The following is a 13,101-nucleotide window of genomic DNA, read 5'->3' on the forward strand; positions in this document are numbered from 1 at the left end:
TTTAAATTTTGTGATTAGGCTTGTTCTCGATAACTGGTTTGCCCAGTATCCGCTTTATATAAATTTTAAGCGAATGACCGTCCCAGCCGCTCAGGCGGCCTTTTTGCAGCAACATGGCCTGGTTTTTACCGGCAACCAGCGGGTAACTAAACGCGAAGGGTGCATCGACAACTACCCAGCCTTGTATCTGCCCAAATCGCAACACATTGATATTGGTGTTGTTTCCGGCCTTGGTTATGATATAGTACCCGTTTGAAAATGTGATGAGGCTATTTACTAATTCTTTATTTTGAATGTTGCTTAATAACCCGTCATTTTTAGCATGAAACTCATACGCTATACCGCTGGCATTACCATCAAATACCGAACTGTATGCCGTGTTATAGCCATTGTTTACCGGCGCAACAATGTACCAAAGCATACTGGTAAAGGGCGCAGGCGTAATTAAGTAGGCTGGTTGAACCTGGCCTATTTCAAGCGAAGCCTGCACCTTGCGGCTTATATACAATTTGCTGAAACAAGCAAAACACAAATATAACCCGGAGAGCATAATAGCCGCAAAAGCCCATTTCGCCCGGCCATGATAACTGATATTTTTAAATACCAAAACTACAAAGGCTACAAGCAAACCTACGGTAAATAAAGGATCGGCCACATAAAGCAGGTTAACCGAAAACCGTTGGTGGCTAAAAGGTTCGAGCAGGCCGGTACCGTAGGCATTACAGGTATCCAGCAAATCGTGCAGCATTAATTGCAGACAAAAAAACAACGCAAGCATAATAAACGGCAGGTAAACCTTATGATGTATCCGTCGAACCAAAAAAGCTAAGGCCAGGCCAACAACAACCGCAAAAACGAAGGAATGGGTTATACCACGATGAGCCAAAAGCGCCTGTTCAGGAGAAAGAAACAAAGCGCCGGCACTATCAATATCAGGCAGGCTTTGGGCTATCGCTCCCCATAACAGTGCCTGTTTGCCCAATTTTTTACCCAATACAAGTTCGCCAATGCAGGCTCCTAAAGTAATATGGGTAACTGAATCCATTGGCCGGTTTTATATTTGTTTTGATAATGATTTTAAGCAGATATTGTTTGCGGCTTATTAATAATTGTATTGGTTGCTATCCAACCAAATGTTTAATTACCGGCACCTTGCTCATGCCATATACCAATAGCCATGACAGTAAAAAGCAAACAAAAGCTATTAACGGAATGCTCAGCACAGGGTTAAAAATGGTAAAATTAATATCGTTTAAATCAAATATATTTAGCACCAGGGCGTGGCTTAAGTAAATGCCCAGGGTATATTTACCGGCATTATTACAAACGCGTTTCACGGTTGTATTAAGCTTCACTTTGGTGTATTTAGCTATCAAAAAAGCGCATGTGGCCAACACAACAACAAAAGGCCCAACCGGTTCATAAAAGAATGTTTTAAGTTCATGATCTTTTACCTGTAGATAGCAAGTCCCCCAGCTTATTAAGGCCACCAGGATGACGAACACAAGGGCGGCAATATATGGCAATGCCCGTAAGTTGAACCGCTTATAAGTGAGGTAATGCCCTAATACCAGGTAGCCAATATAGCCTGTAAAATTATGAAGATCGACAGCGGTATTAAAAATGCTTAAATATGGCATGGCCAACAACATCGCCAAAAGCCAGATCACCAAAAAATACAATATTTCCTTTTCGGTAGCGTGCTGTACAAACTTACTTAAAACAGGAATAAACAGGTACAGCCCTATTAACAGGTACACATACCATAAGTGATAGTATGCTCCCGATTTTAGCTGATTTAAAACAAATTTTACATCTGGCCACAAATGACCGGTAAATGCAAACTCCTCGTTATACAGCCGGTAGGCAACATAAACCAGGCTCCAGAACAAAAAAGGAAGAATGAGCCTGCCGATACGCTTTTTCAAAAAGTCGCCCAACTTATACTCACGATGCAGCAATAATGCCCCGGTAATCATCACAAAAACCGGCACCGCAAAACGTACCAGCGCGTTGTAAACATCTCCGGTAAGCCAATCACCCAACGGCACACTTTTATAGCCAAAAAGCAAAGGCGAAGCGGTATGTAACACAATAACGGCAAACATGCTGATCAGCCGCAAATTATTTATCCATTCAATGTTGTGATCTTTATTGTTTACAACCGCTTCGCTAAATTTCATTGGCTAAACTTATGTATTTTTTTGATTTGACAGGATGCATTTTATTTATTGATCAGGGAAATCGACAGCGAAGGTTTCATTTTTTTTAGACACGAATGCCTGTCAAGTCGGCTACAATTCAATCGAATTTCACGAATTTTAAAATTGTTCGGCACCCCCATTTAAGGACACGCAATCGAAAAATTCGTGAAATTCGATTAAATCTGCCCCTTCAACATTTAAATTCGTGTCAACTCAAATCACATTTAAACACGAATGCCTGTTAAGTCGGCTATAATTTAATCGAATTGCACGAATTTAAAATTGTTCGGCACCTCCAATTAAGGACATGAAATCGAAAAATTCGTGAAATTCGATTAAATCTGCCCCTTCAACATTTAAATTCGTGTCAACTCAAATCACATTTAGACACGAATGCCTGTCAAGTCGGCTACAATTCAATCGAATTTCACGAATTTTAAAATTGTTCGGCACCTCCATTTAAGGACACGCAATCGAAAAATTCGTGAAATTCGATTAAATCTGAACTTTCTGCATTTAAATTCGTGTCAACTCAAATCACAGTTTATGAGAAACGAAAGTTAAATATTTAAATGCAATTCCCTGCTGTAAATGCGCTTCGCCATCATCCTGCCAAAAAACATTATCTTTGCCCCATGCTGTCCAGGTTGATGAAATCTTTATTGGTGGTTACCTTGTTCTTCGCTTTACATATAAGCGGGCCAGGACAGGCACACGCTTATACCGGCAAACATGACAGCAATAAAGCGAGTGTTAAACAAAACACCCGCCATGACCAATTAATTGCCGAGACGAATACCGAAATTAATGCGCCTGCATTACAAGTTACGGTGCATCCGGCAGCTTTCTTTAGCGCTGTTGATCTGAGTGCAGCTTACACACTTGTAAGGCTCAACATTAGCCAGGCTTCAAATGTGCCACCGTCCCGGTTTTACCGGCTCATCCTTTTCCCCTTTCATGGTTTCTGGTAAACCCATGCTGATCTAAGTTTTTTAATTCTTCGCGTTTATTACAGCGCGTATTTATTCAATTTTAATTATCGAGCATGAACCATATAACGGAAAATGCCCTGGTTACGGGCACCCTATTAGCTGTATTTATTATCCCGGTAGCGATTATCACCCGCCGGTCAAAACAAAAAAGATTTGCCGCGCTAAACCAGCGCCTGCAGGCAATTGCAAATGAACATCAACTCAGTTTAAGCCGGTCGGAGTTTATCGGCAATAAGATCATAGGCTGGGCGCAATCGGGCAAAGCTTTGCTCTTTGGATCGCAGGAAACCGTGACTGTAAACGACCTGAACAACGCCGCCCGCTGCTATGTTTTAAAAAGCATGAATGGCACTGCGGTAAAATCAATCGTTTTGCAAATTGCCGACCAGGCAAACCGGCAGCTTTGCAGCATACCATTTTACCAGCAATTTATTGACAACGAATTAAAGCTGAAACAACTGGAAACCCAGGCAAAAGACTGGGAGGCTTTACTGAACAGCCAGTTTCAAAAATAATTTATCGATTAAAGAATTAAGCCCCGACAAATTAGCCGGGGTTTAATTCTTCTTTTAGTTCTTCACCCTGTTTTGCTCGCTTTCGGCACCGTTTGCATCATGTTTACGCAAGCCGGAAATTGTTTTGCCAAACCGATAACTTAACGATAATGCTAAGTTGCGGCTGTCGCCAAGGTTTGTCCAGTTGGCGCGGGTATTTGCCAGGTTGTTAATAACGCCGCCGCCATTGAATGTATAAAAAATATCATTGGCCACCAGGCTGACGGTAAAGGACGGCGAAAACTTTTTAGATACCGACGCATTAACACGGCCCCTGCTCACAGTTACAAACTGGGCGTTTGTTATTTTACTTTGATAACCACCATCCAATTGGGTTGTCCAATCATGCGGTAGTTTAAACTTGAATACCGGCCTTACAAAAAAATATGTTCCCTGTGTGTTTAACGTACCGGTATAAAACTCGCTTACGGAGTGTATATTGGAAACCCTTGAATATAGGTGAAAATTAAGCCATTTGGCAAGGTCGAAACCTGCGTCGGCTGCGATACCCTTTACCGTTATACTGCCTAAATTGCCTGGCCGGCTATAATAAATACCATTTACAATCTCGATAGTTTCGTTCACATCGTCCTGCGTATTGCTATAGTTTAGGGTTACTGTAACGTTTTTCCAGTTATAGGCCAACTCAATGTTGTTGGTATATGACGGCTTAAGGAATGGATTACCGGTATAATAAGTAAACTTATCCAGGGGCGACAAAAATGGGTTTAAATCCTCGTAATACGGTCTGTCAATCCGTCGTCCATAATTCAGAGTTATGCTTTGCCTGCCTGCTGTATCCAGTTTATATTGCAGGTAAACAGTTGGAAACAGTCCATTATAATTTCGCTTAAACGTTGAATCGGATTTCTGCACATTACCCAACTGATGACCATTTGATGTGGTATTTTCAAACCTTAACCCGGCCTGCGCCGAAAATCGCTTCCAATCTTTACTTGTATTAATATAGGCAGCGTTTATTTGCTCCTTGTAAATAAAGTGATTTGTTTTACCATAATCGGGGTTGGTTACATTGTTAATGGTGTAAAAGTAGTTGGCAATATTATCGGTCTGGGTATTACTGATTTTAAGCCCGGCCTCCAGTTTAACGCCATTATTTAAAGGATGCGTATAATCTGTTTTGGCCGAGTAGATGTGGATATTTTCGGGCAGGTTACCTGTGAGCAGGTCGTTACTTATAACCGTTCCATCCGGTAAATAGCCTGTATTCAAAAACGATTGCTTTGTGCTGTTGTCGTAGTTCAAATAATCAAGGTCGACTGTAAGCTCCTGCCCTTTTTTGTTATACTGATGGCGGTAATTAAGGTTTACGTTGCCATTCTTAAAGTTAATATGCTCCTTATTATCGGCTACGATAGTCGAATCCAAAACGTTAGTGGCATCAAGTAATTTGCTGGTATTACGGGTATTCACGTCGCCGGGATTTAATAAGCCAAATATATTTATGCCGATTGTAGTTTTATCAGACACGTAATAGTCGGCCCCCAGCCTCAGGTTCAGGTTTTTTGTTTGCCTGCGGATAAAAGAGTGCTGCAAAAAATTGGAAGCCGGGCTGCCATCATCATTTAAAAAGTACCTGTTAATAACCAGGTCGTTAAACGAATTAAAGGTGCTATACGCCAGGTTGCCAAATATGTTGATTTTGTTGTCCCTGAAATTAAAATTAAAACTGTTGATGGTTTTGCCATATTTACCTTGGGTATAATTCATGTTAAGGCCACCGTTAAAGCCTTTTGCTTTATTCCTTTTTATGCGGATGTTGATTACTCCGCCATTCCCGGCGGCATCGTATTTAGCCGGCGGGTTGGTCATTAGTTCAACCTGGTCGATAGTTGATGCAGGTAATGAGCGCAGGTAGTTTTGCAGATCTGTTCCCGATAAGTAGGTAGGCTTATCGTCGATATAAATTTTAACGCTGCCGCTGCCGTTAAGGCTGATACCGCCATTCTGGTCGACGATTACGCCCGGCGATTTATCAAGCACATCCATAGCCGTATTGCCACCATTACCAATCATGGCATCTACGTTTACAACCGTGCGGTCAATCTTGTGCTCAACCAATTGCTTTTGCGCAACAACGGCTACTTCTTTTAACTCTTTACCGGCAAGCTGCAAAATAATATCCGGCAGCGCCATGTCCTTTTCAACCCTTAAAAGCGCGCTTTTATAATTTTGATAGCCTATCATACTAACAGTTATCTTGTATTGTCCAGCTTTTACATTCTTAAAAACATAAACACCAATAGCATCAGCTACGCTGGTTTTTACCAGTGCCGAATCCGTAAACTTATATAGGTAAACTGTAGCACCATCCAGCGGTTTGGCATCGGTGCTTTTTATTTTACCTGTTATCGTTATCAAATTTTGGGCGTTTACCGAAGCAGAGGCAATAGAAAGCCAGGCGGCTAAAATAGCTGCAATTTTTAATTTCATATTGATGGGTATTAGGAGGTTTCTTTTAGGTTGATCTGTTATTTAATCTTAACTATTTTTCAAATTTGGGCATGGCAATTCCCCTTCGCCTGTTTAGGGCGAGTTAATTCATGCAGTCAGTATAACTTGGTGTTAAGTCAACAGTACTAAGTCGTAAGTCTAAAGTTGCTTTTTTTCTTCTTTGACTTGGAACTTAAGACTTTTGGCTAAAGACTATCCGTCAATTTATCGATGACACGACACTATGGCTTGTCAGTGGTAGTTACTTTGGCATCGGTATCGTAATTATTATACAAGGTCCATTGGTTTTTGCCGGTAACGGGCACATACTTTTTCTTGTATTTCTGAAAAACATCATCCGGCTGTTTCACACCGTTGATGATCATTTCACTTTGGCTAAGTTTAAAGGAAACCTTAGGGGCATCAGCATCAATCAGCCCGTCCTTTTTCAATTCGGCAGTAACCACCTCGCCTATGCTTGGTTCGGTTGGTGCATGGTAAGGTTTATAGTCGGCTTTGTAAGCTGACTTATAATCTTGTTTATTATAGGGCTTGCTGCCATAACCATAAGCGTTATTTGCCGGCGCGATTGGTTTTGTAGTTTGCGTTCTGCTTTGATTAATAGAATCGGCTTTTGCCAATTTTATTTGCTCATCAAGCTTCTCACTTAGTGCTCCAAGACCGACATGCAATCTACCTAATTTACCTTTTAGGGTATCCAATGGTTTTGCTTTAGCCGGTGTATCTGCCGAAGCCGGTGTAATTGCCCTTAACGATGCGGCAGGTGTTGTTTTTGCTTCTTTTTTTGCGTCACCCGGTTTTAAATCAGCATGATGCGATGAGGTAGCATCTATAGGAAACAGCTCTTTTTTTACAGAAACAACCGCGTGTGATACCGTTTTGCCGGTTGTAACCAACATTTTATCAATCCTTTTGGCATTACTAAAAGCCATAGTGAGCAAACCGGCGCTTAATAATAACACGGCCAAAACAGAGCGTTCGCGAATATTAAGGCTGTGGTTATTGCCCGACGCCATACGTTTAACCCGGTTAATCAACTGATTGCGCTTGCCGGGAAAAGCCATGGCGTAGGCCGGTGCCGATAGCTGGAACTCCTGGCAGCTTACCAGCGCCCTGATGTAGTTTACCTTGCTGCTTGTTTCCAGTACAGCTATGTCATCGCAGCAGTTTTCCCGCTCGGTACGGATCAGGGCCGACAGCCATAGCACGGCCGGGTTAAAAAAGAAAATGATCTCGATGAAGCTTTGTAACAGGTTTATCAAATAATCCCGCCGGCGGATATGGGCCAACTCGTGTACCAGGATAGCTTCTACTTCGGCAGGCGGCAAGGCAGTTAACAAACCAACGGGAATGAGGATCAATGGTTTCAAGTGGCCTATCACCATAGGCACTTTAGCTATGCCAGATTCGGCAATACCTATCATCTGCTTTATCCCCAGTTTCTGCGACAACAAGGCAACGCATTGCTGCCAATATTCATCAACAGTAAAAACAGACCTACGCCGCAAGTGATGCAGGCTCTGTAGCCCTGCCAATAACTGAAGACCGCGCGCAAAAACCACCAAAAACCATATTAATGCTATCAGTTGGGCATGGGTATTCACATAGTTTATCCCTTTATCAATTGCTGAACCCGGCGTAAACCCGGCTACACCTAAAACAGCCGTCTGCGGCGTTTGATTATGCGAGATGTAGTTGGTGGCTGGTGATATTGTACCTGCCGTTGTTTGGTTGATTTCCCAAATGAATGTACCCATTGCCGTTAACGCAAACAACACCAGCGCGCCTACCATTAACGTGTAGCGTTTTGCCGCTGTTTGCCTGCGGGTAAACACCAATATAAGGCTTGTGATTACAGCAAGTATAACGCCCTGCCACAACGAGTGCAGCAGTGTGTAGCTTAAAGCTGTGGTGAAGCCCTGGGGCAGTAATTCATTCACGTAAGTCATGGTTTATTCCTCCAGTTTTCTTAAAATTTCTTTGATCTCCTGTAATTCCTGGTCGCTTGTTTTTTTGTTGCCCAGCAACTGCATCACCAGTTTACTTGCCGATCCTTTGTACATCGAATCAACAAACTTATCCAGCAAATGCGACTTGGTTTTTTGCTCCTCTTCGGCCACGCTGTAAATGTGCTTCATCTGGCTTTCGTCCCGGTTAAGGATACCTTTATCGGCCATAATCTGCATCAGCTTTAGCGTGGTTGTATAATTTACCTCTTTTTGCTTCAGCAACTCATCATTAACCGCACGAACTGTCGATGGGCCTTTTTCCCATAAAACCTGTAATATTTCCAGTTCAGATTTTGTAGGTTCCAGTTGCTTGTTTTGTTGTGTTTCACTCATAACAATTCAAAGGTAGGAATATTTTCGTACGAAACAAATTTTAGGTAATAAATTTTTCGTACCTTTTGAAAAAGATGTATAAATATGCCAGGAAGCTTATAAAAATAAATGGCATGGCCGGGTAAAGGCGTAGCAAAATCAGCTAAATATTTATTTGCCCGCTATCCTTCGGCAAGCTACCCATGACATGTTGGAATTTACATAAACATTCGCATGAACACTGGTCACGACTCACCCCGGCTACGCTGCGCTGGCCGACCCTCTCTCCGGCTGCGCCGCAAAGAGGGTGAAAGCTATTTTTATCTTTTTACATTTTTCTTTTTTTAGCCCCTCTATGCGCGAAGCGGAGAGAGGGGCAGAACGAGCATAGCGATGTTCGGGGTGAGTCGAGTCACCGCCATGCGATATATGTTATTTCCCCACTTCAGAATTCGGCGAAATTTTACAACTCACCATGACAGCCCTTTTTACGATGTCATTCCCCCTTCAGAATTTCGCGAAATTTTATCACTCAGCATGACAACGCTCTTTAGTATGTCATTTTCCCTTCAGAGTTTCGTTCCGGCACCTTTTTTGGCCGGCAACAGGACAAACATTTGGGTATACTTAAGTTGTGTAAAACATCAATTTAGTGTTAACCATGATAAAATACAAAATACTGATTATCAAATAATTATAAAACTTAAATCCGAAATATGTTAAGTTATGTTAACCCATCGCCCTGCTCCTAAACTACTTCTTATTTAAAGTAACACCCGGCCATTCGTCTGTGCGGAACGGCGATGCAGGCAGGCCCGCGGCATTGTACAAATTACATACCGGGTTAATTCCCCAGGCATACCTAACAGCTACCGGGTTGCTTACCTGCGCACTGCTCACCATAACTTTATCGCCAACAATTACTGCATCCGCCCAATAAAATTTTTGGTCGGCACCGGCAATGGCAAACCCTTTTAGCGGCTGCCCGTCGGTGGTTTTAAGGCCGTCTCCAAATTTAAAAGAGAGCGTTATTTTATCATCGCTGATAGTATATTTTTGAAATATAGGCCCCGAATAATCAATTTTTTCACCATAAGTTTTAGCAAGGGCAGCCAATGCCAGCCTATGCCCTACTTCCTGCTTGTTTTTTGGGTGGATATCGTATCCGCCCAAATCAATAGCAACGGCCATGCCTGTATTGGGCAATGAAAGTGTTTTAAGTTGTGCTTCCCGCAATTCGGCCCAATCTGAAGCTGAGGGCTGCGGTTCGGTGATGTAGTAATTGGCCAGTTGCACAAAATAAAAAGGAAAGTTACCCTCGCCCCACCTGCTACGCCAATCGTTGATCATGGTGGGGAATAATTGACGGTATTGATACGCCCTGCCCGAGTTTGATTCACCCTGGTACCAAATGGCACCTTTAATAGCGTATTGGATAAACGGATTAATCATCGCGTTGAACAAAACAGAAGGCCTGTTTGGGCTCTTTGGATCTGTTGGAAAAGGCGGCATGTTTTTCAGGTTCATACCTATACGATACTGCCAGGCATTGTTTAACGGAATTTGCTGGCCATTATCGTTAGCGAGGTATAGTAATTTGGCATCACTATAAAGGCCTCCATTGCCCATGCCATCAAACACCCGGATGGTTATTATATTTTCACCGGCTTTGACCAGGTTACCTGGTACGGTATACATCCTTGGCGTATTATAAACAGCGGTTTCGCCAACTTTTTCGCCGTTGAACCAGGTAATATCGGCATCATCAATCGCGCCCAGGCTTAATTTAAGCGGCTTGCCCGCCCAATCATCCGGAACAACTATTTTTTTATGTAACCAGATAACGCCATCAAAATTTGGCAACGTTTTTTCCAAAATAGAGGGCAAAACCATATCGTGCCATTTAGAAACATCCAGATCTGCCGCCAGCCAAACCGGCTTACCCTGGTTATATCCCGAATCCTTTTGGGCAATAAGGCTTTGCCATTGCTGCGACTTCAGCAGGTAAGCTTTTTGGGCTTCTTCCTTATTCTCTGTTTCAACAGTGGTTACAGGATCAATAAACTCGGGCATAGTGCGTAATGCAGTGCCGCTTGTCCAGGCCTCGGCAATAGTTCCGCCCCATGAGGTATGGATTAAGCCTATGGGTATGTTTTTTTTGCTATAAATTTCCCTTGCAAAAAAATAAGCTACCGACGAAAATTCGGCAACATTTTCTGGTGTGCAGGGCACCCATCCGCCTTTGGTCACTTTTGCATCGGCCAAGGGAACACTGCTGGTTATATGCTCAACCTGCAGCAGGCGGATATTGGGGTAATTGGCCCCGGCCATTTCTTTTTCATAATTATTAATCTTTCCCCAGCCGGCCACCGGCATTTCCATGTTCGACTGGCCAGAGCATAACCACACTTCGCCTATCATCACGTTCTTTAATTCCAGCGCCTCTCCATCCGAAATGGTGATGGTAAAAGGCCCGCCATATGATGGCGTTCCAACTTTTATTTTCCAGTTTCCGTCGGCATCTGCTATAGTACTGTATTTTTTGCCGGACCATGTTGTTGTTATCACTACCGTTTTACCTGCTTCGGCTTTTCCCCATATAGCAGCTTTGGTTTTTTGTTGCAAAACCATATTATCGCTAAAAACAGATGGCAGGCTTACTTTGGCACTGCTTAACTGCGCAGTAACCAAAAATGAAAACACGGTTAATAATAACGATTTGAACATAACTTAATTTATAGAAGGTTTACTTTTCCTTGCGGATAAAAGTAGCACCTTAATTCAAATTATTTATCAATCGTTAACTTTATTACAAAGGAACTGCCACTTAATACCGTTGCACAGTGTACAGCTACATCTTTAGCTTATCTCAGCAATTTGTTCTCCCCTTCTATTTCCACGTTTGCCTGTTGCGCTACGGCCTTATATTCATAACTGCCTTTTAAAGGCAAGGTAAGTTCAAAGCTGCCATCGGGTTTAACAGGTACCCAGGCGCTGGCTGTCCATTTGCCGGCGTAAAGTGTTTCTACCTGGCCACTATAAGGCCTGTAATCAAAGCGGGCAAGTTTAACCGAGGGTGCTTTATAGTTCACTATTCTGCCTTTTAATATCACCCGGCCTTTTGCCAATGTAGTACTACCGGTTTCAACAACAACCGCCTCTTTAAATGCCGGGTTTATATTATCCAGCTTAATAACAACCGGGTTTGGCCAGCGATGATCGTCATAAATACGCTGCGCCTTCACTACCGATACTTCCAAGCCTTTGGTAGTTTGGGTATATCTGCAGCTTACATCATCGCTTTTATATTCAATTACCTGGCTGTTTTGCCCCAAAACGCTTATTTTGGTGTCGGGCATACTAATTGCCGAACGAATAAAGAAAGTTTTACGCGTACCTTCCTTCCAGTCGGCGGCATCGGTTACTATGGCGTAAAGGGTATGCCCATTCTTCGCGGTAAACCAAATGTTACCTTCTTTGCTCACCACCCAACTCCGTACATCATCAATACATTCGCGGTTTATAAAATACCATGCCGACATTTCGCGCAATCGTTCTTCCTGCTCTATAGGTAGTTCGCCGTTAGGTTTTGGGCCAACGTTCAGTAACAACGATCCGCCTTTAGCCCTGGCTTCTATCAGTAAACCAATCAGCTGGCTACCCGATTTATAACGCTCATTAGTTGGCTGATAGCCCCACGCGGTACCCATGGTAATGCATGATAACCATGGTTCGTTAATCATTGCCCCCGGCATAATCTGCTCGGGCGTTTTGATAGCTCCACGGGTGATCAGCAAATCGGGCTGCAACCTCCAGCAGGTTTGCTTTACAATTTCTTTGGGGTCGCCATCAATAAAAAGTACATCTATTTTGCCGTATTTGGTCATTAGCTCCTCACATTGCTGCCGTGTGTAGTCATCATAGGCTTTGCGGGTAGCAGCATCCATTTTAACATCGGTGCGGCTTATCGTAATATGATGGTCACGCAAAAAATTAAAATCCTCGGGCGAAAAATAAAACCCTACCTGCAGGCCAACTTCACGTGTGGCATCAACAAATTCCTTTAACAGGTCTTTTTTATAGGGTGTATTGGTAATATTAAAACCGGTGGTTTTGGTATCCCACATGCAAAAGCCCGAATGGTGCTTGGTGGTAAAAACAATATACTTCATGCCGGCAAGTTTGGCCAAAACAGCTATTTGGTGCGGGTCGAATTTGGATGGATCAAAAGTTTTAGGTAAGTCGGTAAAATACCGGTTCACATAATCATCACTTGCCCCCACCAGCGAGTGGCTGATAACCACGCCCAACTGCCCATCCATACTAAAATGGATAAACAAACCCAAACCCGTATTTTTTAGCCAAAGTTCCCGTTCGGGCTTGTTTAGGTTATAATTACTGGCATTATCGTCTTTCACCAGGTCGTTTTGGGCAATGGCTCCATTGCAACATATCACCAACACTAACAAACACAAATATCTCATCATCACTAAAAATAAAAAAAGGAAGGGCAACCAACCCCTTCCTTAAACCAAATCTATCAATTTATTAACAC

General features: G+C 42.8%; 9 protein-coding genes. 2 read left to right on the forward strand and 7 right to left on the reverse strand.

Translation table 11 applies throughout. From position 1 onward, the window contains the following. Window position 1: 1 nt before the first annotated feature. Window positions 2-1,045, reverse strand: coding sequence for a metal-dependent hydrolase (locus tag AC1RM2_RS30055; protein ID WP_492988836.1), 1,044 nt, complete (start codon window positions 1,043-1,045; stop codon window positions 2-4). Between the two features lie 76 nt (window positions 1,046-1,121). Then, window positions 1,122-2,183, reverse strand: coding sequence for an acyltransferase (locus tag AC1RM2_RS30060; RefSeq protein ID WP_492988837.1), 1,062 nt, complete (start codon window positions 2,181-2,183; stop codon window positions 1,122-1,124). A 593-nt stretch (window positions 2,184-2,776) separates the two neighbouring features. Between AC1RM2_RS30060 and AC1RM2_RS30065 the strand changes: the two genes are divergently transcribed. Then, a complete protein-coding gene (locus AC1RM2_RS30065; protein WP_492988838.1) occupies window positions 2,777-3,175 on the forward strand; it encodes a hypothetical protein in 399 nt (132 codons plus the stop codon). A 74-nt stretch (window positions 3,176-3,249) separates the two neighbouring features. Continuing rightward, window positions 3,250-3,711 (forward strand): hypothetical protein, encoded by a 462-nt coding sequence (locus AC1RM2_RS30070; protein ID WP_492988839.1) that lies wholly within the window; start codon window positions 3,250-3,252, stop codon window positions 3,709-3,711. A 54-nt stretch (window positions 3,712-3,765) separates the two neighbouring features. On the opposite strand, the gene AC1RM2_RS30075 is transcribed toward AC1RM2_RS30070, so the two are convergent. The 5 genes from AC1RM2_RS30075 to AC1RM2_RS30095 form a co-directional block, all read right to left on the reverse strand. Beyond that, window positions 3,766-6,204 carry an outer membrane beta-barrel protein gene (locus AC1RM2_RS30075; protein ID WP_492988840.1) on the reverse strand — a complete coding sequence of 813 codons (2,439 nt, stop codon included), beginning with the start codon at window positions 6,202-6,204 and terminating at the stop codon, window positions 3,766-3,768. Window positions 6,205-6,446: 242 nt separating this feature from the next. Then, window positions 6,447-8,174: a M56 family metallopeptidase gene (locus AC1RM2_RS30080; RefSeq protein WP_492988841.1), complete on the reverse strand. Its 1,728-nt coding sequence runs from the start codon at window positions 8,172-8,174 to the stop codon at window positions 6,447-6,449. Between the two features lie 3 nt (window positions 8,175-8,177). Then, window positions 8,178-8,567, reverse strand: a complete 390-nt coding sequence (locus tag AC1RM2_RS30085; protein WP_147052007.1) for a BlaI/MecI/CopY family transcriptional regulator — start codon at window positions 8,565-8,567, stop codon at window positions 8,178-8,180. 732 nt (window positions 8,568-9,299) lie between these two features. Continuing rightward, complete coding sequence (locus AC1RM2_RS30090) at window positions 9,300-11,273, reverse strand: sialate O-acetylesterase (RefSeq protein ID WP_492988842.1); 1,974 nt, start codon at window positions 11,271-11,273, stop codon at window positions 9,300-9,302. Between the two features lie 137 nt (window positions 11,274-11,410). Beyond that, the gene (locus AC1RM2_RS30095; RefSeq protein WP_492988843.1) at window positions 11,411-13,033 is read right to left on the reverse strand and encodes an alpha-L-fucosidase; all 1,623 of its coding nucleotides are present in this window, start codon (window positions 13,031-13,033) and stop codon (window positions 11,411-11,413) included. Between the last annotated feature and the right edge of the window lie 68 nt (window positions 13,034-13,101).

The sequence above is a fragment of the Mucilaginibacter sp. GW822-FHT03E02 genome (assembly GCF_058801545.1).

Bases quoted from the DNA above. Each gene is read 5' to 3' on its own strand.
- AC1RM2_RS30055 (WP_492988836.1), bottom strand. From the start codon at position 1,045: ATGGATTCAGTTACCCATATTACTTTAGGAGCCTGCATTGGCGAACTT.
- AC1RM2_RS30060 (WP_492988837.1), bottom strand. From the start codon at position 2,183: ATGAAATTTAGCGAAGCGGTTGTAAACAATAAAGATCACAACATTGAA.
- AC1RM2_RS30065 (WP_492988838.1), top strand. From the start codon at position 2,777: ATGCAATTCCCTGCTGTAAATGCGCTTCGCCATCATCCTGCCAAAAAA.
- AC1RM2_RS30070 (WP_492988839.1), top strand. From the start codon at position 3,250: ATGAACCATATAACGGAAAATGCCCTGGTTACGGGCACCCTATTAGCT.
- AC1RM2_RS30075 (WP_492988840.1), bottom strand. From the start codon at position 6,204: ATGAAATTAAAAATTGCAGCTATTTTAGCCGCCTGGCTTTCTATTGCC.
- AC1RM2_RS30080 (WP_492988841.1), bottom strand. From the start codon at position 8,174: ATGACTTACGTGAATGAATTACTGCCCCAGGGCTTCACCACAGCTTTA.
- AC1RM2_RS30085 (WP_147052007.1), bottom strand. From the start codon at position 8,567: ATGAGTGAAACACAACAAAACAAGCAACTGGAACCTACAAAATCTGAA.
- AC1RM2_RS30090 (WP_492988842.1), bottom strand. From the start codon at position 11,273: ATGTTCAAATCGTTATTATTAACCGTGTTTTCATTTTTGGTTACTGCG.
- AC1RM2_RS30095 (WP_492988843.1), bottom strand. From the start codon at position 13,033: ATGATGAGATATTTGTGTTTGTTAGTGTTGGTGATATGTTGCAATGGA.